Raw genomic sequence first — 26096 nt, 5'->3', positions numbered from 1 at the left:
GACGGCGGGCTCAGCTCTCGTCCGCGCCCTTCGCCGTCGAGCCCGGTGCCTTGGGCTGACCGGGGACGTCGGTCGGGATCTTCTGCGCATCGGTCGGCTCGGTGAAGAGCTCGGCAGGGGTCGGGATCGCCTCGGTGACCTCGTCGGAGGCTGCCGTGGCGTCGTCCGTCGCCGCCTTCGCGGTGCGGCGGCGGGGCGTCGTCGTCTTCTTCGCGGCGTCCTTCGCGCGCTCGGCTGCCTTCTCGGTGGCCTCGCGTGCCCGCTCCGTCGCCTCACGGGCGCGCTCGGCTGCCTTCTCGGTCGCCTCCCGCGTCCGCGCGACGGTCTCGCCTGCCGCCTCGCCGACGGCCTCGGCAGCGTCGCCCAGCTCGTGACGCACGTCGGAGACCACGCCCTCGAGCTCGTCCCGGGCCTCGGCGGCCCGCGCCTTGAAGCGGTCCGTCCCGTGCTCGGACTCGTGCTCCCACGGCTGCTCGGCCCACGGGTCGTGCGTCGGACGGCTGCTCCGCCACGCGGCGACGGCGGCACCGATCGCGGCGATCCCCGCGAAGAACCAGAAGACCTTCGCACCCTTGTGGGACTTCTTGGGCTCCGGCACCTCGAGGTGCGCGAGCTCCGTGAGCTTGGCCGACGTGACGTCGCGCGCCTTGTCGGCACCGACCGCCGCGGCACCCGCGGCGGCGGTCAGGGCCGCCACGAGCTTGGGCAGCAGGTCGTCGACGAGGCGGTCGTGTGCGGAGTCCACCAGCGGGACGGCGCGCTCGGCGGCCTTCTCGACCTTGGGCGCGGCGGCCTTGGCGCCCTCCCGCAGCGCCTTCTCGACGCGCGGCGCCGCCCAGTCCTTGGCGTGCAGCGCCCCGACCTTCGCCTGCTCGGCGACCTGCTCGGCGAGCTGGGCGGCAGCCTGGCCGGCGTGCACGGATGCGTCGCTCAGCACGGCCCCGACCTCGGCGGCCTGGCTCTTCAGACGGTCGGCGTCGACGCTGGTGCGCGCGGAACGGCGGATGTGGTCGAACATGGTCGACTCCCCTTGTCGGCGGACGGACAACGAACTGACCCGGGTGCGGGACCTCCTGCCCATGCTGCCACCCTTGCACGGCCCGCGCCCGGCCTGCGTGGGAGGATGTGAGCATGTTCGCGACTCTGCACACCACATCCGGCGACATCCGCCTCGAGCTCCTCCCGAACCACGCCCCCAAGACCGTCCGCAACTTCGTCGGGCTGGCCACGGGCACGCAGGCGTGGAAGGACCCGGCCACCGGCGCCGAGCGCACCGACCCGCTGTACGACGGCGTCGTGTTCCACCGCGTCATCCCCGGCTTCATGATCCAGGGCGGCGACCCGCTGGGCACCGGCACCGGCGGCCCCGGCTACACGTTCGACGACGAGATCCACCCGGAGCTCGGCTTCACGGAGCCCTACCTCCTCGCCATGGCGAACGCCGGCCTGCGCCGCGACCCCGTCACGGGCAAGCCGGGCGGCACCAACGGCTCGCAGTTCTTCATCTCCGTCGCGCCCACCGCCTGGCTCACGGGCAAGCACACGATCTTCGGCAAGGTGGCGGACGACGAGAGCCGCGCCGTCGTAGACGCGATCGCCGGGACCCGCACGGGCTCGGGCGACCGACCCGTCGAGGCGATCACCATCACCTCGGTGACGGTCGAGGAGTGACCGCACCCCACCCCGCACCATGAGCGGCGTCCGATGAGCACGCCGTACGGCGGCGGGCCGGCACCTGAGCAGGTGCCGGTCTGCCCCCGCCACCCTGATCGCGTCTCCTACGTGCGGTGCCAGCGCTGCGGGCGCCCGACGTGCACCGAGTGCCAGCGCCCGGCGGCCGTCGGCATCCACTGCGTCGACTGCGTGCGCGAGGCGAACCGGACCGCACCCGTCGCGCGCACCGCGTTCGGCGCGCCCCTGCGGGCCGGGCGGCCGCTCGTGACGCTCACGCTGATCGGCGTGACCGTCGTCAGCTACCTGCTCCAGCTCGCGGTGGGCGACGCGTGGACGAACTCCCTGCTGTTCGCGCCGGGCATCGGCGACGCCGAGCCGTGGCGGTTCCTCACCGGGGCCTTCGTGCACTACCCGAGCGGAACGTTCGGCATCACCCACATCCTGTTCAACATGTACGCCCTGTGGATCCTGGGGCATGAGCTCGAGCCCGCACTCGGCCGTGCCCGGTTCCTGGCGCTCTACCTCGTCTCCGCGCTCGGCGGGCACGTGATGATCCTGCTGCTCGCGTCGCCGTTCTCGCCGGCGTGGGTCACCGGGACCGTGGGTGCCTCGGGTGCGGTGTTCGGCCTGTTCGGCGCCATCGCCGTCGTCCTGCGCCGGATGGGCCGCAGCGCCCGCCCCATCCTCGGGGTCGTCGCGATCAACGCCGTGATCGGGTTCCTCGTGCCCGGCATCTCGTGGCAGGGGCACCTGGGCGGCCTCCTGACGGGCGCCCTCATCGGCGTGGGGTTCGCCTATGCGCCCAAGGCGAGGCGGCGCGTCGTGGGCATCGGGGTGACCGTGGGCGTGGCGCTCGTCCTGGTCGTCATGGCAGCGATCAAGTACGCCTCCTGGTGACCCCGGACGACACGTCCGGTGCCCCGGCAGCCGTCCCCAGGGTTGCTCACACCTGTGGAACTACACCGGTGTAGTTATCCACAGAGATGTCCACCCCTGGGGAGAACACTCGGTGGCGACGGGCGACCACCCGTGACGAACCCGGACGACCCCGGGACGACGAAGGCCCGCCGCGGGTGCGGCGGGCCTTCGTGGCGGTGCGGGTGCGGTGCGGCGTCAGCGCCAGCGGGTCGTCAGGCCGAAGCCCGCGATGATCAGCACGAACCCGACGGCGAGGTTCCAGTTGTCCAGGCCCGGGATCGGGTAGTCCGTCTGCGAGATGTACGTCACGACGACCCACAGCAGGCCGACGATCATCAGGGTGAGCATCGTCGGGACGAGCCAGCGAGGGTTGACCTGGGGTCCCTGGCGCTCCGCCGGCGGGACGTAGGCCGGCTTCTTGCGCGACTTCGACTCGGGCACGGCACATCTCCTGCTCGGACGGGGACCGGTGCCACGGGCACCGGTGGTTCGTCGTCTAGCGTAGTGGCACCACGCGGCACACCTCGTGGACCGGTCGACGGAGGGACGCGGCATGGCGGGCAAGGCACGCACCCGCAGGTCCGTGCCCGTGACCGGCGCGCTCGGGGTGACTCTCGTGCTCGTGCTCGCGGGCTTCCTCTTCGCCGCCAACGCACGGCTCGCCGCCGGGACCACCGGGCGTGAGCCGCAGGACCTCGCGGGCCTGGTCGAGACCGAGATGGCCCGCCTCGAGGAGGTCGAGACCGAGGTCCACGACCTCGAGGGCGAGGTCGTCGCCCTGGCCGAGGAGCTCACCGCGGAACCGTCGGTCGACGAGGCGGGCGCGGTCGCCGAGGAGGCGCTCGTCGCCGGCCGCGTGGCCGTCACGGGCCCAGGACTGACGGTCCAGCTCGACGACGCCCCCACCAACAGGACGTACTCGGACGAGGTCACCAACGACATGCTGGTCGTCCACCAGCAGGACCTCCAGGCGGTCATCAACGCCCTGTGGGCGGGCGGTGCGGAGGCCATGACGCTCCAGGGCCAGCGGGTCGTCGCGACGTCGGCGTTCCGGTGCGTCGGCAACGTGCTCCTCCTGCACGGCCAGCACTACTCCCCGCCGTACACGGTCCAGGCGATCGGCGACCCCGACGCGCTGCGCGCGGCCCTGCGGGAGGACGACGCGATCGAGATCTACCTCGACTACGTCGAGCAGCTCGGCCTCGGGTGGTCGGTCACACGCGAGGCCCAGCTCGAGCTCCCTGCCTACGAGGGCAGCGTCGACCTCAAGTACGCGGCCCTCCCCGAGGGCGTCGAGGCCGACGCCGACGCCGAGTCGTGAGCGGACCGGACGGGCCCGGGCCGGGCACGACGCCCGCACGCCCCAGGGCGGTACGCCGTCGGTCGGTCGGTGCCGCCGTCGTCGGCGTGCTGGGCGAGCTGCTCGTGACGCTCGGCGTGCTCCTGGGGCTCTTCGTGGTGTGGCAGCTCTGGTGGACGGACGTCGTCGCCGGGCAGCGCCAGGCCGAGCTCGTGAGCAGCATGGACTGGGTCCGCTCCGAGGCGCAGCCCGCCCCGACGCCCGCCCCGAGCGCCGAGCCGACCGGCCCGCGGGACCCCACCGACCCCCCACCGGTGATCGACGAGCCCGCGTTCGCGACCACGTTCGCGTCCCTCCAGGTGCCCCGCTGGGGTCCCGACTACCTCCAGATGATCAGCCAGGGGACCACGCGGCGAGAGATCCTGGACGTGCTGGGCCTCGGCCACTACGAGGGCACCGCGATGCCGGGGCAGGTCGGCAACTTCGCGGTCGCCGGGCACCGCACCACCTACGGCAAGCCGCTCAACCGGGTCGAGGAGCTCCAGGTCGGTGACGCGCTCGTCGTCCAGACGCCCGAGACCTGGTACGTGTACACGGTGAGCTCCACCGAGGTCGTCACACCGCGTGACGTCCAGGTGATCGCGCCCGTGCCCGGCCAGCCCGGCGCCGTGCCCACCGGCGCCGTGATGACGCTGACCACCTGCCACCCCATGTACTCGGCCCGGGAGCGCTTCATCGTGCACGCGGACCTCAAGTACTGGATGCCGGTCGCGGACGGCACACCGGCCGAGCTCACCGGAGGCGCATGATGTACGCGTGGTTGTGGCGGGCGCTGCCCGGCCCCCGGTGGCTCCGGCTCCTGCTCCTGCTCGCCCTCGCGGTCGCCGTCGTGGCCGCCTGCTTCACCTGGGTGTTCCCGGCGATCGCCCCGTACATGCCCTTCAACGACATCACGGTGGATGAGTGAGATGACCCGGATCCTCGTCGTGGACAACTACGACTCGTTCGTCTACACGATCGTCGGCTACCTCGACCAGCTCGGGGCGCAGACCGTCGTGGTGCGCAACGACGCTGTGCCGTCGGCGCAGGAGCGCGCCACGTACGACGGCGTGCTCATCTCCCCCGGCCCGGGCACGCCGCGTGCCGCCGGCGCGAGCATGGACGTGATCCGCGACTGCGCCGACGCCGGCACACCCATGCTCGGCGTGTGCCTCGGTCACCAGGCCCTCGGCGAGGTGTTCGGCGCGACGGTCACGCACGCCCCCGAGCTCATGCACGGCAAGACGAGCGAGGTCGTCCACGAGGGCGCCGGGGTGCTGTCAGGGCTCGACACGCCGTTCACGGCGACCCGGTACCACTCCCTCGCGGTCGTCGACGGCACGGTGCCCGACGAGCTCGTCGTCACGGCGCGCACGCGCACCGAGGACGGCCACGGCGTGATCATGGGCCTGCAGCACCGCGAGCTCCCGCTGCACGGCGTGCAGTTCCACCCCGAGTCGGTGCTCACCGAGGGCGGCCACCGGCTCCTCGCCAACTGGCTCGAGCTGTGCGGGCTCGAGGGCGCCGTCGAGGCGTCGGCCGGCATGCACCCGCTCGTCCGCGAGGGCGCGCGGGGCTGAGCCCGCCTCGCTGAGCCGCTCGCGACGAGGCCGGCGCGACCCGTGCGGGTCCGCCGGCCTCGTCGCGCGGGCCGTCAGGGGTTGGTGGTGCCGGTGCCGGTGCCGTTGCCCGGGGGCGTCGCCTTGGTGACGATGAGGACGACCTGAGAGCCGACCTCGACCTCCGCGCCCGGAGCCGGGTTGCTGTTGGTGACGACGTCGGTGTTCTCGGCGGCCTTGCCGTCGGCGTACTGGCACACCCCGTTGAGGTTCGAGGCGCCCAGGATGTCCTTGGCGTCGGCGCACGTCTCACCGATGAGGTTGACGGGCACCCGCACCGTCTCGATGGTGGGCTCCGTCGCGATGGTCAGCTCGACCGACGAGCCCTGCGGGACCGGGCCCGGGCTCCGGCTCTGCCGGATGACGAGGCCGGGTGCGACCGTCTCGCTCTCCTCGTACTTGATGATGGGCGTCAGGCGCAGGGCCACGAGCGCGGCGCTCGCGTCGGCCTCGGCCGCCCCGGTGAGGTCGATGAGGTCGACCTGGCCCGTCGAGAGGTACACCTTGACGGGCTGGCCGGGGTCCACCGACGTGCCCGCGACGGGTTCCGTGCGCGTGACCGCGTCCTTGGTGACGTCAGGGCTCGCCTCGGTCTGGATGCTGATGTCCTCGATGCCGAGGTCGTTCAGCTCACGCCGCGCGTCGGCCTCCGAGAAGTTCTTGAGCTCAGGGATCACCACCGCGTCGGGTCCGGACGAGATGTAGGCGGTGACCTCCTCGCCGGGCTCCACCTCGACCTCCGCCTCGGGGTCGGTCCTGATGACGTTGCCCTCGGCGACCTCGGTGCTGGGCTCGGTCACCGGGGTGTAGACGAGCCCGGCGTCCTCGATGAGCTCGCGCGCGGCGGCATCGGCCATGTTGACGACGTCCGGCACGGCGACGGCGGTGGTCTCAGGTTCCTGGGTGCCGTTCCTGTTGAGCAGGAAGATGATGCCGGCGACCGCGATCAGCGCGACCGCGACGAGCGCCCACAGGATCCACCGTCGGCTGGGCTCCTCCTCGGGCTCGGGCGGCACGTCACGACGGGACGGTTCGTAGCCACCCGTCCCCGCGCCGGCACCCACCCCGGTCTGCGACCAGGGCGCCGCGGCGGGAGCGACCTGCGTGGCGTTCGGCACGCCGCCGATCACCTGGGTCGCCGCAGTGGCGGGGCCCGGGTCGTACGCCGCGGCGGCGGCACCGCCGAGGGCGGCGGCACCGAGCGCACCGACGGCGGGGGCGCTCACGCGCCCGCCACGGATCGCGGCCTCGAGGTCGGAGCGGAACTCCGCGGCTGTGCTGTACCGGGACTCGCGGTCCTTGGCGAGCGCCTTCATGGTGATGCGGTCGAGGCTCTCGGGCACGTCGGACGCGAACGCGCTCGGTGCCTGGGCCTCCTCGCGGGCGTGCTGGTACGCGACGGCGACGGGCGAGTCGCCGATGAACGGCGGGCGCCCGGTCAGCAGCTCGAAGAGGAGGCAGCCCGTCGAGTACAGGTCGCTGCGCGAGTCGACCGCCTCGCCCCGGGCCTGCTCGGGCGAGAGGTACTGCGCGGTGCCGATGACGGCCTGGGTCTGCGTCATGGTGCCGGCCGAGTCGGCCATGGCCCGCGCGATGCCGAAGTCCATGACCTTGACGGCGCCCGTGGGGGTCAGCATGACGTTCGCGGGCTTGATGTCGCGGTGCACGATGCCGGCGTGGTGGGAGTACTCGAGCGCCGAGAGGACGCCCGCCGTGATCTCGACGGCCTCCTCGATCGGCACCGCCGAGCCGTCCCGGAGGATGTCGCGGACCGTGTGGCCCTCGACGTACTCCATGACGATGAAGGGCACGTGCGCGACGCCACCGCCGTGCTCGGTGAACACGTCCTCGCCCGTGTCGTAGACGGCGACGATCGCCGGGTGGTTGAGCGACGCCGCGGCCTGGGCCTCGCGGCGGAAGCGCGCCTGGAAGGACGGGTCGCGGGCGAGGTCCGAGCGCAGGATCTTGATCGCCACGGTGCGGCCGAGGCGGGTGTCGTGCCCGATGTGGACCTCGGCCATCCCGCCGCGCCCGATGAGCTCGCCGACCTCGTAGCGGCCGCCGAGGATCCGAGGTGCGTCGTCCACCACTACTGGTCCCTCGCTGTCGTCATGTCCAGGCCTGTCGCCTGCACTCTCATGCCCTGTGCTGTGGTGCCCTGCCCCGCCGGCGTCCCGGACGCTGCGACGTGTCCTGCTGCCGCTGCGGTCATGGCCACCGGGCCTCCGACCGTCGGGCCGGGCCCGACGCCGTCGACGCTCGCGCCGATCCTCCCACGTGCGGGGCCGTCCCCGGGGGAGGCCACGACCGCTCGGACGCTGCCGTGCTCGTCAGGCGCGCCGATCGCACGGGCCGATCCCCAGACCCTATCCGCGAACGCGGCGCCGAGAAGAGCGAAGAGCACCATGAGCACCAGGACGACGAGCGGCCGGGACACGGTGCCCCACCGCAGGCCGGTGGTCGTCGACGTGCGCCGGACCTCGGTCTCGCGGGCGCGGCGGCGGCCGATCGACCGTGCCGCTCCCCCGTCGGTGCCCGAGCCGGGTCGGCCCGCTCCGGCGGAGGGCTGGAGGGTCGGTGGCGCCGCCTGGCCCGCGGCTCCGGCGGCGTGCGGCTCCGGTCGGGGCACGTACGTGGGCGGCGGCTCGGGGGGAGTGACGGCCGTCGCGTCCTGGAGCGCGCGGCCGGGCACGACCGTCGCGACGGGTGCGGCGAGGGCGCCTCGGGCACCTGCGCCGGCGTCGGCGCTGCTCGGGGACGCCCCGTGCGGCTCCTCGGGACCTCGTCGCTCGGCAGCGTCGCCACCCGCCTCGCGACCCGACCCGGGCGACCCCGTGGACGTGGTGCCCGCTGCAGCGACGGGCCCCGAACCAGGCCCGGGACCGCCGGCGGGGGCCTCGCCCGGTGGCAGCGGGACCGGCCAGGCCGGTGGCTCGGCGGGGGGGACGACGGCGGGCGCGACACCCGTGGTGGGCAGGCCCTGCGTCGCGGGTCGGCGCGCCTGCTCGGCCTCGCGGTCGCTCATCTCGGCGGCGTCGATGATGTCGGCCGTGCGGGCGTGGCGGCCGTAGGGCATGGGCAGGCCACCGGGCGGTGTGCGGTCGAGCATCCCGTCGAGCGTGCGCGCGAGCGACGCCGCGGACCGGGGCCGTTCCTCGGGCTCCTTGGCGAGCATGCGCATGACGAGCGCTGCGAGGTGCGGCTCGATGTCGGAGGGCAGCGGGGGCACGGGCGTGTTCACGTGCGCGACGGCGATGTCCACCGCCGTCGGGCCCGTGAAGGGGCGGTTTCCCACGAGTCCTTCGTACGCGACGATCCCGAGCGAGTAGATGTCCGACGCCGGGGTCGCCGCGCGGCCGATCGCCTGCTCGGGCGACAGGTACTGCGCGGTGCCCATGACCATCCCGGACGCGGTCATCGGGATCTGGTTGCTGGCCATGGAGATGCCGAAGTCGGTGATCTTCACGCGACCCGAGCGGGCCAGCAGGATGTTGCCGGGCTTGACGTCCCGGTGCACCACGCCGGCCACGTGCGCGGCGTGCAGGGCGCGCGCGGTCTGGGCGAGGATCGGCAGGAGGCGGCGCGTCGGGAGCACGGGCTGCCGGTCGAGGAGGTCGGACATGGGCTCGCCGAGGACGAGCTCCATGACGAGGAACCCCGAGCCCTCCTGCTCGCCGTAGTCGTAGAGCTGGGCGATGTTCGGGTGCGAGAGCTGGGCGCTGTTGCGCGCCTCGGTGCGGAACCGCTCGAGGAACCCGGCGTCGCCCGCGAACTCCTCGCGCAGCACCTTGACGGCGACGTCGCGCGCGAGGGCCATGTCGTGCGCGACCCACACCTCCCCCATGCCGCCGACGGCGATGCGGGAGGCGAGGCGGTAGCGGCCGCCGAGGGCGACGTCGGTGTCGGGCTTCACGAGCCGAGCACCGCCTCGATGACGGCCTTGGCGATCGGCGCTGCGACCTGCCCGCCCGTGGCCTCGTTGCCCATGTTGCCGCCGTTCTCGACGACGACCGCGACGGCGACGCGCGGTGCGTCGGCGGGCGCGAAGGCCGTGAACCAGGCGTGCGGGGCGACGTCGTCGGTGGTCTGCGCGGTGCCGGTCTTGCCAGCGACCTGGACGCCCGAGATCTGCGCGGCGCGGCCGCTGCCGTTCGCGACGACGCCGACCATCATGTCCCGCAGGGCCGCGGCGGTAGCCGGGGAGACGGGCTGACCGATCTCCGCCGGGTCGGCCTCGCTGACGACCGTGAGGTCCTGGCTGCGCACGGCGGCGACGAGGTACGGGCGCATCTGGGTGCCGCCGTTGGCGATGGCCGCGGAGACCATCGCCATCTGGAGCGGGGTGACGCGGACGTCGCGCTGGCCGATCGCCGACATGGCGGTGGTCGGCTCGTCGAGGTCGCCGGCCGGGAACCGGCTCTCCGTGACCTTCATGGGCACGTTCAGGGGCGTGTCGAACCCGAACGCCTCGGCCTGCTCGCGCAGGGCCTGGTCGCCGAGGTCCATGCCGAGCTGCCCGAAGGCCGTGTTGCAGGAGATGCGCAGGGCGTCGGCGAGCGTCGTCGTGCCCGTGCCGCTGCACGAGGACCCGCCGAAGTTGCTGAGGGTCGCGGACGTCTGGGGGAGGTCGAGCACGTCGGGCGCGGGGACCTGGCTCTCGGGCGTGAGGCCCGACTCGAGCGCGGCCGCCGCGGTCACGAGCTTGAACGTCGAGCCCGGCGGGTAGGTGTCCCCCGCGATGGCACGGTTCGCGAGGGGATCCGTCGGGTCGTCCTCGAGCGCCTGCCACGCGGCGTTCACGGCTGCGGTGTCGTGGCTCGCGAGGGCGTTCGGGTCGTAGCTCGGCTTGGAGACCATCGCGAGGATCGCCCCGGTGGTCGGGTCGAGGGCGACGACGGCGCCGCGCTGGTCGCCCAGGGCGTCCCAGGCGGCCTGCTGCGCGTTCGGGTTGATCGTGAGCTCGACGGACGCGCCCTGCGTCTGCCGGCCCGTGACGAGGTCCTCGAGGCGCGAGTAGAACAGCGAGTCGGCCGAGCCGTTGAGCTCGGTGTTCATCGCACGCTCGACGGCCGAGGGGCCGTACACGACGGAGTAGTAGCCGGTGACGTGCGCGTACAGGTCCGGGGACGTGTACGCGCGCTGGTAGCCGAACGCGTCGTCCACGGGTGTCGAGGACGCGATGGCGTTGCCCGCCACGACGATGGGGCCGCGTGCATTGCCGTACTCGCGGTACAGGGTGCGGACGTTGCGCGGGTCGTTGTTGAGCCGGTCGGACTGGGCGTACTGGACCCAGGTGCTGCCGCCCATGAGGACGAGGAACATGACGACGACGACGGACGCGAGGCGGCGCAGGGGCGTGTTCACCGGCGCACCTCCCGCACGTCGATGATCTCGGTCTCGTGGACGTCGTCACCCGTCGGGCCCGTCGTGGGCACGTCGTCGGCGTCGTACGGCGGCTCGGGATCCGGCTCCGGTGCGGGTCCGCCGCCCGCGCCACCACCCGGCAGGGGCGCACCGGCGGGCCGTCGCGCGCTGTCGGAGATGCGGAGCAGGAGCGCGACGATGACCCAGTTCGCGAGCAACGAGGAGCCGCCGTACGCGACGAACGGCATGGTCAGGCCGGTCAGCGGGATGAGCCGGGTCACTCCCCCGACGACCACGAAGCACTGGAACGCGACGACGAACGCCATGCCGCCCGCGAAGAGCTTGCCGAAGCCGTCGCGCACGCCGATGGCGGTGCGCAGGCCGCGCTGGGCGAGCACCACGTACATCACGAGGATCGCGAGGAGGCCCGTCAGGCCAAGCTCCTCGCCGAGCGACGCGACGATGAAGTCGGACTCCGCGTACGGGACGAGGTCGGGGCGGCCCTCACCCCAGCCCGTGCCGAACAGGCCTCCGCTCGCCATGCCGAAGAGGCCGCGCACCAGCTGGCCCGAGCCGCCCGGGGACGCGTTGAACACGTCGTCGTCGAACGCGTGGAGCCAGGCGTCGAAGCGCGCACCCACGTGGCTGAACACCTGGGACGCGACCGCGGCTCCGCCGACGAACAGCACGAGGCCCAGGACGACCCAGCTCAGGCGTTCGGTCGCGAGGTAGAGCATCCCGACGAAGAGGCCGAAGAACAGGAGCGACGTCCCGAGGTCGCGCTCGAACACGAGGACGCCGAGGGACACGGCCCACGCGAGGAGGATCGGCCCCAGGTCGCGGGGACGGGGGAGCTGGAGCCCGAGGACCTTCGGGCCGGCCAGGGCCAGGGTGTCGCGCGTCGTGACGAGGTACCCCGCGAAGAACACGGCGAGGGCGATCTTGCCGAGCTCGGCCGGCTGGAACGAGTTGCCGGCGAAGCGGATCCAGATGCGCGCCCCGTTGATCTCGGTGCCGAGGCCCGGGACCAGGGGCAGCACGATGAGCCCGAGGCCCACGACCATCGCCGTGTACGTGTAGCGCCGCAGCGTCCGGTGGTCACGCAGGAGGACGAGCACGACGCCGGCGAGCACGACGCCGAGGGCCGTCCAGCCGAGCTGCCGCTCCGCGAACGTGCTGACCCGGTCACGCGCGGCGTACGCGATGTCGATCCGGTAGATCATCGCGAGGCCGATGCCGTTGAGCGCGGTCACGACGGGCAGGATCACCGGGTCTGCGTAGGGCGCACGCCACCGGAGCACGAGGTGCAGCCCGACGGTCAGGGCGACCAGGCCCGCGCCGTACCCGAGGATGTCGACGGGCAGCGTGCCGGACGTCGCCAGGCCGACGAGCGCGTACGCGCCGACGCCGATGACCAGCGCGATCACGAGCAGGCCGAGCTCGAGGGTCCGGCCCGGGCGTACGCGATGGGGAGCGACGGTGGCCATCAGCGGCCCCCCCGCCCGGTGCGGGTCCTCACCGGTGGGGACGACCTCACGACGCCCCGTCCGCCTCGGACTCGCGGTCCTGCACGATCTGGCGGGCGTCGTCGAGGCTGGTCGCCCGGATGGTCTGCGCGAGCCGGTCCTGGACGTAGGCGGGCAGGTCCGCGACCGGGACGTCGCTCGTCTCGACGACCGTCGACAGGTCCAGGGGCCCGAGGGACTGCGGGATGCCCTGGTAGATCGCGACCTTCTCCTCCGCGACGCCCACGTAGTACTGCTCCTGGGTCCAGCCGTACGCGAGGTACCCGCCGGTGCCGAGGGCTGCCAGGACGAAGAGCGTGACCAGGGCGCCGACGACGCGGCGGCGCACCCGGCTGGGCTCGGGCTCGTCCTCCTCGACGGGTGGCGTCGGCTCGGCGGCGTGGGCCTGCGGGTCCTCGGCGCGGGCCCGGGCGCGTGCGGCCGCGGAGTGCTCGGCCGCGCGGGCGGCGGGCGTCCCGGCGCCGACGGTCGGGCGGTGGCGGTCGAGGGCTGCCGCGCCGACGACGTGCGACTGGGTCGACGGGGCGGCGCCGTCGGGCAGCCCGTCGACGTCGACGACGTCGCCCAGCACGACCGTGACGTTGTCCGTCGCCCCGCCGCGCAGCGCGAGCTCGACGAGGCGGTCGGCGCACGTCTCGATGTCGGTGAGCTCGATCATCGTCGCGGCCAGCGTCTCGCTGCTCACGACGCCCGAGAGACCGTCGGAGCACAGCAGCCACCGGTCGCCGGGCCGGGCCTCCCGCACGGACAGGTCGGGGACGATGTCGAGGTCGAAGTCGCCGAGCGCCCGCAGCAGGACCGAGCGGTGCGGGTGGTGCTCGGCCTCCTCGGGCGTGATCTTGCCGGTGTTGACGAGGTGCTGGACGAACGAGTGGTCGGTCGTGACCTGCGCGAGCTCGCCGTCGCGCAGCAGGTACGCGCGCGAGTCGCCGATGTGCGCCATCGCGATCTTGTTGCCCGAGCGCAGGAGGGCCGTCACGGTGGTGCCGAGCCCCGCGAGCTCCGGGTTCTCCTCGGAGCGCGCGAGCAGCTCGTCGTGCGCCGCCGCGATGGCCCGGCCCAGCTCGTCGAGCGCGTCGTCCGGCCCGTGCGCCTCGTCGTCGAGGGGTGCGAGGTTCGCGACCGCGACGGACGACGCGACGTCACCGCCCGCGTGACCGCCCATGCCGTCGGCGACCACGAGCAGGTGCGGGCCCGCGTACGCGGAGTCCTGGTTGTTCGTCCGGTACAGGCCCACGTCGGAGCGGGCTGCGTAGCGCAGGGCGATCGCCATACCGGTCCCCCTACCTCTGCAGCTCGAGGATGCTCTGGCCCACCTTGACCTGGGCGCCCGTCCGCAGCGCGGTCGGCTCCGTCACGCGCTCGCGGCCGACGAACGTGCCGTTGGTCGAGCCCAGGTCCTCGACGAACCACTGGCCGTCCTGCGGGAAGATCCGCGCGTGCCGTGACGACGAGTAGTCGTCGTCGAGCACGAGGGTGCACGAGGGTGCGCGGCCGATGAGGATCGCCGACGACGTGAGCGGCAGCGTCGTGCCCCGCAACGGGCCGGCCGTGACGACGAGGCGGCGCGGGGCGACCTCACGCTTGGGGAACGGGGCCGAGCCGGCGGCGGGCGCGGGCGGGGCGGCCTTGGGGGCCACGGGTGCGGCCGCTCCCCCGCTGCGACGCAGACGACGCTCGACGATCTTGGTGCCGTACAGGTCCCGGCGCAGCACGCCGATGGCCGCGAGCACGAACACCCAGAGCAGCACCAGGTAGCCCAGCCGCAGCAGGGTGATCGTGAGCTCACTCATGCCGGGCGCTCACCGGTCCTCGTCGTCCGTGCCGGTCCAGAACAGGATCCGGGTGCGGCCGATCGTGATCGTGTTCCCGTCGACGAGCGTGGCCGCGGGCACCTGGTGGCCCTCGACGAACGTGCCGTTGGTCGAGCCGAGGTCGCTCGCGATGACGCCGTCGGGCGTCACGCGGATCTCGAGGTGGCGCCGGGAGATGCCCGGGTCGTCCACGATGATGTCCGCCTCGCTGCCGCGGCCGATGACCGTGACGGGCCCCGTGAGCAGGTAGCGCTGGCCGTCGATGTCGACGAGCGGGTGGCGCGGGGTGGCGGCGACGCTGGTGGCGGGGGCCACGGCACCGCGCACGGTGGCGCTGCGCACCTGGAAGCGCCCGGTCTCGAGCTCCTCGTTCTCCACGAACGCGACGGTCACCGGCCCGACGAACGCGTAGCGCTGCTGCGTCGAGTGGTCCGTGACGTTCGCCGCGAGCTCGTCCGCCAACGGCTCCGCACCCCAGTCCTCCACCTGCTGGAGATCGGCAGAAGAGAGCTCGATCGTGAACTCGTTGGGCACGACAGTTCTGTCGCGGCCGACGACGGCGGCACGGTCGTCGACCTCACGGCGCAGCGCGCTCGCGAGCTCGACCGGCTTGACCTCGCTGCGGAACGCCTTCGCGAACGCCGTGCTCACGACGCGCTCGACGCCCTTCTCGAACTTGTCGAGGACTCCCATGCCACCTCCTCCCGTCTCCTGCTCCCGCTCGAGGCGGGTGCGGGGCCCGCTGACGGCATCGTTGCTGGGTGGTGCGACGCCCGGCGGGCGCGTGGACCGCCCAGAGGTCCTGCCTGATCGTATCCGCCGCAGCCACGATCGGCCGCGAACGCGCGCAGGGGGTGGCCCCGCGAACCGTGCTAGCCTTCTGCGGCGCGCGCGAGTGGCGAAATGGCAGACGCGCTGGCTTCAGGTGCCAGTGTCCGAAAGGACGTGGGGGTTCAAGTCCCCCCTCGCGCACAGGATGAAGGGCCGCTGACCTCGGGTAACACCGGTCAGCGGCCCTTCTTGCTGCCCTCGGGGCCGGGGAATCTGCTGGCGGGCGACCCGGCCGGGACGCTGCGGCGAGTCGTGGACAGGCGCGTGCTCTGCTGCGTCAGGCCCACGCCGCCAGGAGATCGTCAGCGGTCCATGCCTGGGCGGCGCCGGCCGTCGGGGTCACGCCGCCGGGGCACACGGCGACCAGGGGCGTGCTGTTCTGGTAGCCGGGGACGGCGGCGGCGTCGGTCGAGAGCTTGCGGATGTCGGTGGCGGTGACGGGCTGGGGACGCCACTTGATCGTGCCGACGAACGCGAGCTCCTGCGCGGGCCGACGCGCGGCGCCCACGAGGTCGATCTCGGGGACGTTCGACCTCGGCCACCAGCCGCCGATCTCCCGGACGTGCGCCCACGGGGTGTCCGCGAGCAGGCGCGACATCGAGGCGCGGACGACAGGCTCGATCGCCCGCCCGCGCCACGACCCGTACGCGGCGTCGTTGACACGGGCCAGGGCAAGGTCACCGCGGCCGCGGTCGACCTCGGGGAGCGCCGGCTCGACGAACGGCAGCCAGAAGCGGAGCGCCGGGTCGTCGATCCGGTACCGCGGCTCCTTCTGGGTCCGGGTGCTGAGCGGCTGGTCGACGGCCACGATCCGTTTGGTGGTGAGCAGGCCGAGGGACCGGGACAGGGAGGTCGACTGCAGGCTGCCCGCCGCCTGCTGGATGCCTGAGAACGTCCGCTCCCCGTATCCCCCGATGGCGGTCAGGACGGTCCGGGCCTGAACGCCCTCGGGGAGCTCCCCGTCGAGGACGCGGGTCCCGGAGGCGACCAGCGCGGACAGGGACGTGGCGAACGATCGCTCGAGGAAGGACTCGCGGGACTCGCCGGTCCGCCAGGTCTCGGCGATCTGGGGCTGCCCACCGGTGATCAGGTACGCGTCGAACGCATCCATCCCGCGCAGACCGGTCATGGTGGCGATGTCTGCCGGCGTGAGGGCCCGCAGGACCAGCTCGGCGCCGCGCCCGTGGAACGGCTGGTCGGGCTTGGTCAGGTGCTCCATCATCGCGAGGTCCGACCCGAGGAGCAGGAGGAGCACGGGGCGACGGGACAGCTGTTGGTCCCACACCCGCTGGAGCTCCCCGGCTCCCCCGGGCAGCACCTCGAGGAGCCAGGGGAGCTCGTCGAGGATGACGACCGACGGCCCGTCGGTGGGCAGGGCTGCGGCGAGCAGCGTGAGCGCGGCGGTCAGCGACCGAGGTTCGTTCCCTGCTGCGACGGCGGCGTTCGGGAGGCTCGACGCCGCGATCGCGGCGGCGAGGTCCGCGTACGCGCGCTCGGGTGTGGACCGGCGTGCCGCCTGGAACACGATGTAGGGGACGTCGGCCCGTTCGGCGAACACCTCGGCGAGGCGGCTCTTGCCGATGCGGCGACGTCCGCGGACGAGGACCGCGACCCCACGGGCATCGCGACCGCCGCGGCGGACGATGTCGAGCTGGTCGTCGAGGAGCGCCAGCTCGCGCGTGCGGCCGATGAACGACGTCATGCGCGCCTCCCTACCTCGCCCGACCAGTAAGTATCTCTGTTGTTAGTTACACCAGAGATAGTATCTCAGCCTGGCAAGACAGCCGAGCGGAATGACCGTGCTGCCCATCGGAACCGAAAAGACCCGTCGCACGGCCGTGTCGATCCGGGCCTTCCTCGTTCGACCTGGGGATGAGAAGGTCCGAGACCACGGGCCGACGACACCTGGGAGGCAGGACGATGTCGAAGTACATGCTCATCATGCGGAACACCGACGAGGGCTACGCGGAGTACGTGCAGAAGGACTTCAGCGAGATCATCGCCGCGATGGGGCGGTACAACGAGGCGATGATGCAGGCCGGCGTCCTCGTCGCCGGTGAGGGGCTGTCGGGCGCCGACGAGGGCGCCGTCGTCGACTTCACCGCCGAGACGCCCGTCGTGACGGACGGGCCCTACGGCGAGACCAAGGAGCTGTTCAACGGCTTCTGGATCCTCGACGTCGCCACGAAGGAGGAGGCCGTCGAGTGGGCGAAGCGCGCACCGCTGCACGGCCCGGGCAACAAGGTCGAGGTGCGCCGGGTCACCGGGCCCGACGACTTCCCGAAGGACGAGTGGGCGGAGAAGGAGGCCGGGTGGCGCGAGCAGCTCGGGACGAACTGAGCGCTCCGGCCACCGAAGCCGGGCGGCGCGCCGTCGAGGCCGTGTGGCGGATCGAGTCCGCACGGATCGTCGGCGCGCTCGCCCGGTACACCGGTGACTTCTCGCTCGCCGAGGACCTCGCGTCGGAGGCCCTGACGGAGGCGCTCGCGGCCTGGCCCCGCGACGGCGTGCCCCGTGACCCGGTCGCGTGGCTGCTCACGGTGGGCCGGCGTCGGGCGATCGACGCGTTCCGACGTCGCGCCGGGCGGGACGAGCGGTACGCGACGCTGGGACGCGAGCTCGTCGAGGGCGGCGCGCACGCCGGCGGTGCCCCCGCGCGGGCGCAGGAGCCGGACCTGCTGTGGGACCCGGACCGGATCGACGACGACAGGCTCGCGCTCCTGTTCATCGCCTGCCACCCCGTGCTGTCCCGGGAGGCGCGCCTGGCCCTGACGCTGCGCGTCGTCGGCGGTCTGACGAGCGAGCAGGTCGCCGCGTCGCTCCTCGTGCCCGTGCCGACCGTCCAGGCGCGGATCACCCGCGCCAAGAAGACCCTGGCCGCGGCGCGCGTGCCGTTCGAGGTCCCGCCCGCCGCCGAGCGTGCCGAGCGCCTCGGGTCCGTGCTGTCCGTGATCTACGTGCTGTTCACCGAGGGCTCCTCGGCGTCCACCGGCGACTCGTGGCTGCGCACCGACCTGGCTCACGAGGCCGTACGGCTCGCGCGCGTGCTCGTCGGGCTGCTCCCGGACGAGCCGGAGGTGCAGGGCCTGCTCGCGCTGCTCGAGCTCACGGCCGCGCGCTTCCCGGCGCGCACGCGGCCCGACGGCGACCCGGTGCTCCTCGCCGACCAGGACCGACGGCGGTGGGACCGTTCGGCGATCCGGCGGGGCCGTGCGGCGCTCGCGCGGGCCGTCTCGACAGGTCGCGGGCTCGGGCCGTACGGGCTCCAGGCCGCCATCGCCGAGCAGCACGCGCTCGCGGCGTCGATCGAGGCCACCGACTGGGACCGCATCGTGGTGCTGTTCGAGGCGCTCGGACGGGTCGCGCCGTCGCCCGTCGTCGACCTCAACCGCGCCGTGGCCGTGTCCATGGCCGCGGGGCCCGACGCCGCGCTGCCGCTGGTCGACGCCCTCGTCGCCTCCGGCTCGCTGGCCGGCACGTACCTCGTGCCGAGCGTGCGCGGCGAGCTCCTCGCACAGCTCGGACGGTCTGCCGAGGCGCGGGCCGAGCTCGAGCTCGCCGCGCGCCTGTGCGGCAACGAGCGCGAGAAGGCCGTCCTCCTCCGCAAGTCCGCCGCCCTCTGACGTCGCGACCTCGCGAGTCCCGCCCCCCCACCAGTCCGGCCCCCACTCGTCCGGCCCCCACTCGTCCGGCCCCCCCAGTCCCGTAACCGCCGAGGTCGCACATCCGCATCGAGGTCGTACGCGCGCATGTGTGATCTGGGTGCGGATGTGCGAGCTCGGGAGAAGTGGGGAGGGGGAGTGGGGGACAGAGGAGCGGCAGGGGTCAGGCGTCGGGGGAGTGGTGGTCGAAGTTCGCGACGCCGACGCGCCAGTACCCCGTCATCGCGAAGGCCTCGCGGCCGATGCCCGCACCTGCGAGGTGCGCGCGGATGCCTCGGACGGCGGCGGCCTCGCCCGCGGCCCAGGCCCACAGCGACGACGTCGGCAGGGTCGGGAGGGCGTCGCGGACGGCGTCCTGGAGCAGGGTCGTCGTGCCCGGGGCTGCGCCGTTGCGGTACAGCCAGGTCACATCCGTCCGCGCGGCGCCCGGCAGGTCGATCTCCTCGCCCGGGGCGCCGACCTCGACGAGGGCCCGCACGCACGTCTGCGTCGGCAGGCGGTCGAGCCAGTTGAGGAGCGCGGGCAGGCCGGTCTCGTCGGCCGCGAGGAGATACGCGTCACGGTCGAGGGGGACGAGCATCGAGCCCCGCGGGCCGAGCGTGCCCAGCACCAGGCCGGGCCGGGCCTGCGCCGCCCAGCGACCCGCCGGTCCGTGGGCGTGCACCACCATGTCGATCACGAGCTCGCCGGCCGCCGGGTCGAACGTCCGCACCGTGTAGTCGCGGTAGACCAGCGACGGGTCGGCGCGGTTGACCCAGCGGCCGTCCTCGAGCACGGGCATAGTCACGCCGTCGCCGTCGCCGTCGTCGTGCGGGAAGAAGACCTTGACGTGGTCGGCCGGGCCGTGGGCCTCGAAGCCCGCGAGGTCGGGGCCGCCCAGCGCGACGCGGCGCATGGTCGGGCTGAGCTCCTCGACGCGGTGCACCGTGAGGCGGCGTGCGACGAGGGGCAGGGGCACGCGGCGCACGACGTCGGCGCTGGTCGTGGTCATGGGGGCTCCGTCCGGACGGGGTTGCGGCGTCGAACAAAGGTTAGGCTACCCTCACCTCGACCCGTCCAGGGTCTCCTCGTCTCGACACCCGTCCACAGTCCCGCCCGAACGGAGCCCCATGTCCACGCACCGCCCGCAGGCGACCGGCCGCGGCCTCGCCGCAGTCGTCCTGTCCACCCTCGCGCTCACCGCCTGCGCCTCCACGCCCGAGGAGGTCGAGCCCGCGGGCGAGGCCGAGGTGACGGCGCAGGAGGTGCCCACCGAGATCAGCGTGACCCACGCGCAGGGGGAGACCACGGTCCCCGTGAACCCCGAGACGGTCCTCACGTTCGACCTCGCGACCCTCGACACCCTGACCGAGCTCGGCGTCGAGGTCGACGGCCTGCCGAAGTCCAACCTCCCCGGCCACCTCGCCGACTTCGACACGCCCGACATGCTCGACGTCGGCACGCTGTTCGAGCCCGACTACGAGGCGGTCAACGCTGCGGCGCCCGACCTGATCATCGTCGCGGGCCGCTCGGCCGAGGCCCTGCCCGAGCTCGAGAAGATCGCCCCCACGATCGACCTCTCCAACGACTGGGCCGACTTCCGGGGCAGCGTCGAGGCGAACGCCGCGATCCTCGGCCAGATCTTCGACAAGGAGGACGAGGTCGCCGAGATCGTCGCCCAGCTCGGCGCCGACATCGAGGCCGCGAAGGAGATCACCGCCGACGCCGGGACCGGCCTCGTCGTCATGACCGCCGGCGGCGAGGTCACCGCCTACGGGCCGGGGTCCCGCTTCGGGTTCGTCCACGACGAGCTCGGCCTCACCCCCGCCATCGAGGACGTGGAGGCCGCGACGCACGGCGAGGCCGTGAGCTTCGAGTTCATCGCCGAGGCGAACCCGGACTGGCTCGTCGTCGTCGACCGCGACGTCGCCGTGGGGGAGTCCGGTGCGGCCGCCGCCCAGGTGCTCGAGAACGAGCTCGTCGCGGGCACCACCGCCTGGTCCAGCGACCAGGTCGTCTACGTCGACTCCGTCGACTGGTACATCGTCAACGGCGGCCTCGGCACGCTCTCGCGCATGGTCGACGAGATCACGACGGCCCTCGGCTGACGTGACGCTCGCACCTGCACGGCCCGTCACGCCGACGGCACCCGCCCCGACGGCCACCCCCACGCGGGGCGGCCGTCGGGTCGCGTTCGGGTGGGCGGTGGCCTGCGTCGTCGCGCTCTCGGTCGTCAGCCTGTTCGTCGGGGTGTCGGCGCTCTCCCCGGGCGACGTGCTCGCGGCGCTCACCGGGGCGTCGGGCGCCGCGGGCCGCGACGACCTCGTCGTGCTGCTCGTCTCGCGGGTCCCGCGTACCGTCGCGGTGCTCCTCGCGGGAACGGGCATGGCCGTCGCGGGGATGCTCATGCAGGTGCTCGTGCGGAACCGGTTCGTCGAGCCGTCCACGGCCGGGACCGTCGAGTCCGCTGTGCTCGGCATCCTCGTCGTCACGCTCGTCGCACCCGGCGCACCCCTCATGGCGAAGATGGGCGTCGCTGCGGCGTTCGCGCTCGCGGGCACCGCCCTCTTCCTGCGCGTGCTGCGCGCCGTGCCGCTGCGGTCCGTGCTCGTGGTGCCGCTCGTCGGGCTCATGCTCGGAGGGGTGATCAGCGCCGCGACCACGTTCGTCGCGTACCGCACCGACCTGCTGCAGTCCCTCGGCGCCTGGACGACCGGCGACTTCTCGGGAGTGCTGCGCGGCCGCTACGAGCTGCTGTGGGTCGCCTTCGCGCTCACTCTCGTCGCCTACCTCGCCGCCGACCGTTTCACCGTCGCGGGCATGGGGCGCGACGTCGCGACGACGCTCGGGCTCAGCTATCGGGCCGTGATGAACCTCGGGCTCGTCCTCGTGTCGCTCGTGAGCGCCGTCGTCGTGGTCACCGTCGGCATCGTGCCGTTCCTCGGGCTCGTCGTGCCCAACGTGGTCTCGCGGCTGCTCGGGGACGACGTGCGGCGGACCGCGCCGTGGGTCGCCGTGCTCGGCGCCGGCCTCGTGCTCGTGTGCGACCTCGTCGGGCGCGTCGTGCGGTACCCGTACGAGGTGCCGGTCGGGGTCGTGGTGGGCGTCGTCGGGAGCGTGGCGCTGCTGCACCTCCTGCTGCGCAGGGATGCCCGTGTCGCCTGACCTGGGCGGCGCCGGCCGCGGGACCGTGACCGCCACGCCTCGACCGTCGTCGTCGTCGTCGTCGGACAGCGGTCCCGCCCGGCCCGCCGATGCAACAGCGGCCCGTGACCGCCGCCCGGGGCGCGTCCTGGTGGGGCTCGGCGTGCTCCTGGCCGTCGCGGTCGCCGCGTTCATGACGGTCGACGCCCGGGGCGCGTGGGCGTTCGTGCTCCCGTTCCGCGGGGTCAAGGTGCTCGCGCTCCTGCTCGTCGCGTACGCGATCGGTGTGTCCACCGTGCTGTTCCAGACGGTCACCGAGAACCGCATCCTGACCCCGTCGATCATGGGGTTCGACGCGCTGTACGTGGTGCTCCAGACGACGCTGGTGTTCACGATCGGCTCGGCGCGGCTCGCGGCGGTGGACCCGCACCTGCGGTTCGGCGTCGAGGTGCTCCTGATGGTCGGCTTCGCCGGGGTGCTGTTCCGCTGGCTGTTCACCGGCGCGCGCCGCAGCCTGCACCTGCTGCTGCTCGCCGGGATCGTGCTCGGCGTGCTGTTCCGCAGCGTCTCCTCGTTCCTTCAGCGCCTCATCGACCCCAACGAGTTCGCGGTGCTCCAGGACGCGCTGTTCGCGAGCTTCAACGCCGTGGACACCGAGCTGCTCGGCGTCGCCGCGGTGCTCGTCGGGGCTGCGTCGGTGGTCGCGTGGCGAGGGCGGCACGCCTACGACGTGCTCCTGCTCGGCCGTCCGACGGCGACGGCCCTCGGCGTCGAACACCAGCGGGCCGTCACACGGGTCCTCGTGGTCGTCGCCGTGCTCGTGTCGGTCTCGACCGCGCTCGTCGGGCCCGTCACGTTCTTCGGGCTGCTCGTCGCGCACCTCGCGTACCGGGTCGTCGGCAGCCACCGGCACCGGCACGTGCTCCCCGCCGCGGCGATGGTCGCGGCGATCACCCTCGTCGGCGGTCAGGCGGTGCTCGAGCACATGCTCGGGCTGGACACCGCGCTGAGCGTCGTCGTCGAGCTCCTCGGAGGTCTTGTGCTCCTGTCCCTGCTGGTCCGCGAGGGCCGCCGATGATCCGGGTCAGCGGCGCCGTCAAGGCGTACGGGGCCACGCGCGTCGTCGACGGGGTCGACCTCGAGCTCGCGCCCGGGGGCGTCACCTCGATCATCGGGCCGAACGGCGCGGGCAAGTCCACGCTGCTCTCCTGCGTGGCCCGGCTCCTCGAGCTCGACGGCGGGACCGTCACGGTCGACGGACTCGACGTGCACCGCACCCCCGGCGACGTGCTCGCCCGGCGCCTGTCCGTGCTCAGGCAGGACAACCACCTCACGGCGCGTCTGACGGTGCGCGACCTCGTCGGGTTCGGCCGCTACCCGTGGAGCAAGGGCCGCCCCACGCCCGACGACGAGCGCCACGTGGTCGAGGCGCTCGCCTTCCTCGAGCTCGAGGCGTTCGCCGACCGCTACCTCGACGAGCTCTCCGGCGGGCAGCGGCAGCGCGCGTTCGTCGCGATGGTGCTGTGCCAGGGCACCGACTACGTGCTCCTCGACGAGCCCCTGAACAACCTGGACCTGCGCCACGCCGTCGCCATGATGCGCCTGCTCCGGCGGGCCGCGGACGAGCTCGGCCGCACCGTCGTCGTCGTGCTGCACGACGTCAACGTGGCCGCCGCGTACAGCGACGTCGTGGTCGCGATGCGCGACGGCGTCGTGGTCCACCAGGGCCCACCGTCGCAGCTCATGCGGACCGACGTGCTGCGGGACGTCTACGACCTCGAGCTCACGGTGCACCACCTCGACGGCCGGCCCGTGGCGGTGCCGGTGCTCTGAGCGGCAGGGCGCGGGGCTCGACGGTCTTCCGGTGGCGGTGCGTGGTCGGTACCGTCGGCGAGCAACGGGCCCGTGGGTCGTCGCACATGGCGAGAGGCGGAGGCGCATGTCGGAGACGTACGCCGTCGTGGTGGGGGCCGGGGACCTGCGCTCCTCGGCACCTGAGGCATGGTCGGCCCCGCATCGCTGGAGCGCCGAGGGCGTCACCGTCGAGGCACCGTTCGCGGGAGCGCACCTGCTGCACGTCGCCGCTGCCGGTTGCGTGCTGAACGACCTCTACCGGGAGGCCCAGGCGCTGGGCATCGAGCTCCGCGGCGCCCGTGTCACTGCGCGTGGGGGCTTCGACGACGCCTGGGCGTCCACGGGGATCACGTACACGGTCGCGGTCGAGACCTCAGCCTCGGCCGACGACGTCGAGCATCTTCTCGAGGTGGTCGACCGTGTCGCCGAGATCCCCCGCGCGATCAGGGCAGGGGCGCCGGTGGAGCGGGAGCCAGCGCCACAGCCCACGTGACGGTCGGCCCGATCAGGGCGCCGGCGGACCCGCAAGGTGTGCCGCGCGCGCAGTCCCGCCCTCGCGCCACGCCTGCGTGCCGAGGTTGAGCAGCACGTCCGGGAGGCCGTCACCGTCCTGCAGCGCCTCGACGGCCGCAGCGACGAGGTACTCGAGCATGACGACGCCGTCCTGCGGCCAGGGTGAGGCACCGGCCGGGAACGCACGCAGCGCGCGTGCGCCGGGGGGCTCCTGAGCCAGGTGCGCTCGGGCGTGCCGCTCGACGTCCGCGAGCGGTTCGCCGGGCCACGCGGTGGCCGGACCGGCCTGCTCGCCGTCCACGACCCGGCGCTCCCAGTCGATGCCGCCCTCGCGCCACGCGTGCACCACGAGGTCGAGGATCGCGGCGCCCGGTCCTTCGGCCGCGGCGCGGTCGACCGCGCCGCCGACGAACCACGCGAGCATCGGGTTCCCTGGCGCCGGCCACGGCGGCTCGCCCACGGGCACGTCGCGCAGGCCCACGACGGCCTGCTGCTCGAAGGCGATGTAGCTGCCGAGCGGGGCCAGGCGCTCGCTGAACGCGCGGGTGGGCGGCTCGGACCGCCCGCCCACCGTCGGGTCCCCGTGCATCGTGGCCTCCTTCACGCCGCACGAAGGGTACCGAGCGGTCACCGAGGGGGCGCGGGCCCGTCGTCCTGACCTGCGCGTGCGGTGCGCGGCACCGCTACCCTGACCGCGGCCCCCGACGACCACACGCAGCCGGCACGGGGGCCAGCACGTTCCTGAACGACGCCTGGACCACCCGTGCCGCACGGGAGCGGACCGGGGCCGGCAGCGACCCAACCTCAGGGGTGTCCCTTCCTCATGCGCCGTACCTCCACCATGCGCCGTCCCAGGTCCGTGCTCGTCCTCTCCGCGACCGGCGCCCTCGCGCTCTCGCTCGCCGCGTGCGGTGGTGGTGACGCAGAGGCGCCGACCGCGGACGAGTCCTCCGACACGGCCGAGGCGACCCCGGACGAGGAGCCCGCGGAGTTCGACGGGGACCCCAACGACATCGTCCCGGAGACGGAGTTCGGTGAGCCCTATCTCGACGACCGCGGCCTCGAGATCGTCATCGAGGCACCGGAGCCGACGCAGACGACCGAGACCGGCCCGGAGGGCACCAAGCCCTACGCGTTCGCCGTCAGCATCACGAACACGGGCACGGAGGTCTACGAGGCGGCGATGAAGCCCGGCACGAACGTCGTCGCCGCAGGGCGGTCGGCTCGCTTCATCGACTACCCGAGCAACGTCGACTTCGGCGTGCTCGAGCCCGGGCAGACCTTCGAGGGCGACGTCAACGCGTGGTTGAGCGACACGGACGACGTGTCGGTCGAGCTCAGCATCGACCTCGGTGCCCCGATCGCGTTCGCCACGGCCAACCAGCTCAACAACACGGGTGAGCCCTCGGGCCCGGGCGAGGCCGACGAGGAGGACGTGACGCTCGCCTTCGGCGAGACGCACACGTGGTCCGACGGGATCAGCGTCACGGCGAGCGAGCCGAAGCCCTACAGCTCGGACACAGTGACGACGGAGATCGGCTCCGAGGGGGAGATCTACGAGGTCACCATCGTCGTGACCAACGAGAGCGGAAACCGCATCGACGTGAACTCCCCGGGGACGTTCGCCGTCGGTGGCGAGGACGTGAGCAAGCTCACGGGCTTCGCGAACGACTGGAAGAAGGGCAAGGAGGGCGGCTACTTCGGCATCGGGCACATCCCGAACGGCGGGACCTGGACCGGTGACGTCCTCCTCGTCCTGACCGACCCGAGCGAGCTCACGTACGACATCAACCCGCTCGGCACGCGGGGGCACGCCATCTTCACCTCCTGACCGGTCGGCGTTCGGCCGGGACCCGCCC

At 73.2% G+C, this 26096-nt stretch carries 26 protein-coding genes and 1 tRNA gene; 15 read left to right on the top strand and 12 right to left on the bottom strand.

The features are described 5' to 3' along the window. Positions 1-10: 10 nt before the first annotated feature. On the bottom strand, positions 11-1018 hold the full coding sequence (locus FZ988_RS07575) for a hypothetical protein (RefSeq protein WP_149203403.1): 1008 nt from the start codon (positions 1016-1018) through the stop codon (positions 11-13). Between the two features lie 113 nt (positions 1019-1131). On the opposite strand from FZ988_RS07575, the gene FZ988_RS07570 reads away from it, so the two are divergent. Then, a complete protein-coding gene (locus FZ988_RS07570; protein ID WP_149203402.1) occupies positions 1132-1671 on the top strand; it encodes a peptidylprolyl isomerase in 540 nt (179 codons plus the stop codon). A 33-nt stretch (positions 1672-1704) separates the two neighbouring features. Next, on the top strand, positions 1705-2571 hold the full coding sequence (locus tag FZ988_RS07565; protein WP_149203401.1) for a rhomboid family intramembrane serine protease: 867 nt from the start codon (positions 1705-1707) through the stop codon (positions 2569-2571). A gap of 216 nt (positions 2572-2787) precedes the next feature. Here FZ988_RS07565 and FZ988_RS07560 read toward each other — a convergent pair whose 3' ends face one another. Next, the gene (locus FZ988_RS07560) at positions 2788-3033 is read right to left on the bottom strand and encodes a cell division protein CrgA (RefSeq protein WP_149203400.1); all 246 of its coding nucleotides are present in this window, start codon (positions 3031-3033) and stop codon (positions 2788-2790) included. A gap of 112 nt (positions 3034-3145) precedes the next feature. Here FZ988_RS07560 and FZ988_RS07555 point away from each other — a divergent pair, with 112 nt between their 5' ends. From FZ988_RS07555 to FZ988_RS07545, 4 genes are read left to right on the top strand one after another with little or no spacing between them, the layout of a single operon-like run. After that, positions 3146-3913: a DUF881 domain-containing protein gene (locus FZ988_RS07555; protein WP_149203399.1), complete on the top strand. Its 768-nt coding sequence runs from the start codon at positions 3146-3148 to the stop codon at positions 3911-3913. Then, positions 3910-4701: a class E sortase gene (locus FZ988_RS07550; protein WP_149203398.1), complete on the top strand. Its 792-nt coding sequence runs from the start codon at positions 3910-3912 to the stop codon at positions 4699-4701. The genes FZ988_RS07555 and FZ988_RS07550 overlap by 4 nt, the downstream gene beginning before the upstream one ends. Then, the gene (locus FZ988_RS18480) at positions 4698-4859 is read left to right on the top strand and encodes a hypothetical protein (protein WP_188079042.1); all 162 of its coding nucleotides are present in this window, start codon (positions 4698-4700) and stop codon (positions 4857-4859) included. Before FZ988_RS07550 ends, FZ988_RS18480 begins: the two co-directional genes overlap by 4 nt. A gap of 1 nt (position 4860) precedes the next feature. Continuing rightward, positions 4861-5511: an aminodeoxychorismate/anthranilate synthase component II gene (locus tag FZ988_RS07545; protein ID WP_149203620.1), complete on the top strand. Its 651-nt coding sequence runs from the start codon at positions 4861-4863 to the stop codon at positions 5509-5511. Positions 5512-5585: 74 nt separating this feature from the next. On the opposite strand, the gene pknB is transcribed toward FZ988_RS07545, so the two are convergent. From pknB to FZ988_RS07510, 7 genes are read right to left on the bottom strand one after another with little or no spacing between them, the layout of a single operon-like run. Then, positions 5586-7640: a Stk1 family PASTA domain-containing Ser/Thr kinase gene (gene pknB / locus FZ988_RS07540; RefSeq protein WP_149203397.1), complete on the bottom strand. Its 2055-nt coding sequence runs from the start codon at positions 7638-7640 to the stop codon at positions 5586-5588. After that, on the bottom strand, positions 7640-9463 hold the full coding sequence (locus tag FZ988_RS18945; RefSeq protein ID WP_246169304.1) for a serine/threonine-protein kinase: 1824 nt from the start codon (positions 9461-9463) through the stop codon (positions 7640-7642). The genes pknB and FZ988_RS18945 overlap by 1 nt, the downstream gene beginning before the upstream one ends. After that, on the bottom strand, positions 9460-10914 hold the full coding sequence (locus FZ988_RS07530; protein WP_149203396.1) for a peptidoglycan D,D-transpeptidase FtsI family protein: 1455 nt from the start codon (positions 10912-10914) through the stop codon (positions 9460-9462). The genes FZ988_RS18945 and FZ988_RS07530 overlap by 4 nt, the downstream gene beginning before the upstream one ends. Beyond that, complete coding sequence (locus FZ988_RS07525) at positions 10911-12401, bottom strand: FtsW/RodA/SpoVE family cell cycle protein (protein WP_149203395.1); 1491 nt, start codon at positions 12399-12401, stop codon at positions 10911-10913. Before FZ988_RS07525 ends, FZ988_RS07530 begins: the two co-directional genes overlap by 4 nt. 46 nt (positions 12402-12447) lie before the next feature. After that, on the bottom strand, positions 12448-13713 hold the full coding sequence (locus FZ988_RS07520; protein WP_149203394.1) for a Stp1/IreP family PP2C-type Ser/Thr phosphatase: 1266 nt from the start codon (positions 13711-13713) through the stop codon (positions 12448-12450). Between the two features lie 10 nt (positions 13714-13723). Continuing rightward, a complete protein-coding gene (locus FZ988_RS07515; RefSeq protein ID WP_149203393.1) occupies positions 13724-14233 on the bottom strand; it encodes an FHA domain-containing protein FhaB/FipA in 510 nt (169 codons plus the stop codon). Positions 14234-14242: 9 nt separating this feature from the next. Beyond that, on the bottom strand, positions 14243-14947 hold the full coding sequence (locus FZ988_RS07510; RefSeq protein ID WP_149203392.1) for an FHA domain-containing protein: 705 nt from the start codon (positions 14945-14947) through the stop codon (positions 14243-14245). A gap of 196 nt (positions 14948-15143) precedes the next feature. Here FZ988_RS07510 and FZ988_RS07505 point away from each other — a divergent pair. Then, positions 15144-15226: transfer RNA gene (locus tag FZ988_RS07505), tRNA-Leu, on the top strand. Positions 15227-15362: 136 nt separating this feature from the next. Here the strand turns inward: FZ988_RS07505 and FZ988_RS07500 are convergent. After that, entirely contained in the window at positions 15363-16787 is a 1425-nt protein-coding gene (locus FZ988_RS07500; protein WP_149203391.1) for an AAA family ATPase, read from the bottom strand. Positions 16788-17005: 218 nt separating this feature from the next. On the opposite strand from FZ988_RS07500, the gene FZ988_RS07495 reads away from it, so the two are divergent. Together FZ988_RS07495 and FZ988_RS07490 are read left to right on the top strand one after the other, a co-directional pair. Next, positions 17006-17425 carry a YciI family protein gene (locus FZ988_RS07495; RefSeq protein WP_223145056.1) on the top strand — a complete coding sequence of 140 codons (420 nt, stop codon included), beginning with the start codon at positions 17006-17008 and terminating at the stop codon, positions 17423-17425. Further along, entirely contained in the window at positions 17398-18708 is a 1311-nt protein-coding gene (locus FZ988_RS07490; protein ID WP_149203390.1) for an RNA polymerase sigma factor, read from the top strand. The genes FZ988_RS07495 and FZ988_RS07490 overlap by 28 nt, the downstream gene beginning before the upstream one ends. 202 nt (positions 18709-18910) lie before the next feature. Here the strand turns inward: FZ988_RS07490 and FZ988_RS07485 are convergent, their stop codons facing one another. After that, positions 18911-19738, bottom strand: coding sequence for a siderophore-interacting protein (locus tag FZ988_RS07485; protein WP_149203389.1), 828 nt, complete (start codon positions 19736-19738; stop codon positions 18911-18913). 118 nt (positions 19739-19856) lie between these two features. On the opposite strand from FZ988_RS07485, the gene FZ988_RS07480 reads away from it, so the two are divergent. The 5 genes from FZ988_RS07480 (at position 19857) to FZ988_RS07460 (ending at position 24217) form a co-directional block, all read left to right on the top strand. Further along, positions 19857-20834 carry a siderophore ABC transporter substrate-binding protein gene (locus FZ988_RS07480; RefSeq protein WP_149203388.1) on the top strand — a complete coding sequence of 326 codons (978 nt, stop codon included), beginning with the start codon at positions 19857-19859 and terminating at the stop codon, positions 20832-20834. A gap of 1 nt (position 20835) precedes the next feature. After that, a complete protein-coding gene (locus FZ988_RS07475; protein WP_188079021.1) occupies positions 20836-21891 on the top strand; it encodes an ABC transporter permease in 1056 nt (351 codons plus the stop codon). Then, positions 21881-22948: an iron chelate uptake ABC transporter family permease subunit gene (locus FZ988_RS07470; protein WP_246169302.1), complete on the top strand. Its 1068-nt coding sequence runs from the start codon at positions 21881-21883 to the stop codon at positions 22946-22948. Before FZ988_RS07475 ends, FZ988_RS07470 begins: the two co-directional genes overlap by 11 nt. Next, positions 22945-23703: an iron ABC transporter ATP-binding protein gene (locus FZ988_RS07465; RefSeq protein WP_149203386.1), complete on the top strand. Its 759-nt coding sequence runs from the start codon at positions 22945-22947 to the stop codon at positions 23701-23703. Before FZ988_RS07470 ends, FZ988_RS07465 begins: the two co-directional genes overlap by 4 nt. Positions 23704-23809: 106 nt before the next feature. After that, positions 23810-24217, top strand: coding sequence for an OsmC family protein (locus FZ988_RS07460; protein WP_149203385.1), 408 nt, complete (start codon positions 23810-23812; stop codon positions 24215-24217). A gap of 12 nt (positions 24218-24229) precedes the next feature. Here the strand turns inward: FZ988_RS07460 and FZ988_RS07455 are convergent, their stop codons facing one another. After that, on the bottom strand, positions 24230-24826 hold the full coding sequence (locus FZ988_RS07455) for a hypothetical protein (RefSeq protein ID WP_149203384.1): 597 nt from the start codon (positions 24824-24826) through the stop codon (positions 24230-24232). Positions 24827-25060: 234 nt separating this feature from the next. On the opposite strand from FZ988_RS07455, the gene FZ988_RS07450 reads away from it, so the two are divergent. Continuing rightward, positions 25061-26068, top strand: coding sequence for a hypothetical protein (locus tag FZ988_RS07450; protein ID WP_149203383.1), 1008 nt, complete (start codon positions 25061-25063; stop codon positions 26066-26068). Positions 26069-26096: the final 28 nt, after the last annotated feature.

The sequence above is a fragment of the Actinotalea subterranea genome, from assembly GCF_008364845.1.
In the GTDB taxonomy this organism is placed as follows: Bacteria; Actinomycetota; Actinomycetes; order Actinomycetales; family Cellulomonadaceae; genus Actinotalea; species Actinotalea subterranea.
Note: the sequence above shows the minus strand (reverse complement) of the source record. Positions and strands in the feature narration are given on the sequence as shown.

Bases quoted from the DNA above. Each gene is read 5' to 3' on its own strand.
- FZ988_RS07575 (WP_149203403.1), bottom strand. From the start codon at position 1,018: ATGTTCGACCACATCCGCCGTTCCGCGCGCACCAGCGTCGACGCCGAC.
- FZ988_RS07570 (WP_149203402.1), top strand. From the start codon at position 1,132: ATGTTCGCGACTCTGCACACCACATCCGGCGACATCCGCCTCGAGCTC.
- FZ988_RS07565 (WP_149203401.1), top strand. From the start codon at position 1,705: ATGAGCACGCCGTACGGCGGCGGGCCGGCACCTGAGCAGGTGCCGGTC.
- FZ988_RS07555 (WP_149203399.1), top strand. From the start codon at position 3,146: ATGGCGGGCAAGGCACGCACCCGCAGGTCCGTGCCCGTGACCGGCGCG.
- FZ988_RS18480 (WP_188079042.1), top strand. From the start codon at position 4,698: ATGATGTACGCGTGGTTGTGGCGGGCGCTGCCCGGCCCCCGGTGGCTC.
- FZ988_RS07545 (WP_149203620.1), top strand. From the start codon at position 4,861: ATGACCCGGATCCTCGTCGTGGACAACTACGACTCGTTCGTCTACACG.
- FZ988_RS07525 (WP_149203395.1), bottom strand. From the start codon at position 12,401: ATGGCCACCGTCGCTCCCCATCGCGTACGCCCGGGCCGGACCCTCGAG.
- FZ988_RS07520 (WP_149203394.1), bottom strand. From the start codon at position 13,713: ATGGCGATCGCCCTGCGCTACGCAGCCCGCTCCGACGTGGGCCTGTAC.
- FZ988_RS07515 (WP_149203393.1), bottom strand. From the start codon at position 14,233: ATGAGTGAGCTCACGATCACCCTGCTGCGGCTGGGCTACCTGGTGCTG.
- FZ988_RS07510 (WP_149203392.1), bottom strand. From the start codon at position 14,947: ATGGGAGTCCTCGACAAGTTCGAGAAGGGCGTCGAGCGCGTCGTGAGC.
- FZ988_RS07500 (WP_149203391.1), bottom strand. From the start codon at position 16,787: ATGACGTCGTTCATCGGCCGCACGCGCGAGCTGGCGCTCCTCGACGAC.
- FZ988_RS07495 (WP_223145056.1), top strand. From the start codon at position 17,006: ATGTCGAAGTACATGCTCATCATGCGGAACACCGACGAGGGCTACGCG.
- FZ988_RS07485 (WP_149203389.1), bottom strand. From the start codon at position 19,738: ATGACCACGACCAGCGCCGACGTCGTGCGCCGCGTGCCCCTGCCCCTC.
- FZ988_RS07480 (WP_149203388.1), top strand. From the start codon at position 19,857: ATGTCCACGCACCGCCCGCAGGCGACCGGCCGCGGCCTCGCCGCAGTC.
- FZ988_RS07465 (WP_149203386.1), top strand. From the start codon at position 22,945: ATGATCCGGGTCAGCGGCGCCGTCAAGGCGTACGGGGCCACGCGCGTC.
- FZ988_RS07460 (WP_149203385.1), top strand. From the start codon at position 23,810: ATGTCGGAGACGTACGCCGTCGTGGTGGGGGCCGGGGACCTGCGCTCC.
- FZ988_RS07455 (WP_149203384.1), bottom strand. From the start codon at position 24,826: ATGCACGGGGACCCGACGGTGGGCGGGCGGTCCGAGCCGCCCACCCGC.
- FZ988_RS07450 (WP_149203383.1), top strand. From the start codon at position 25,061: ATGCGCCGTACCTCCACCATGCGCCGTCCCAGGTCCGTGCTCGTCCTC.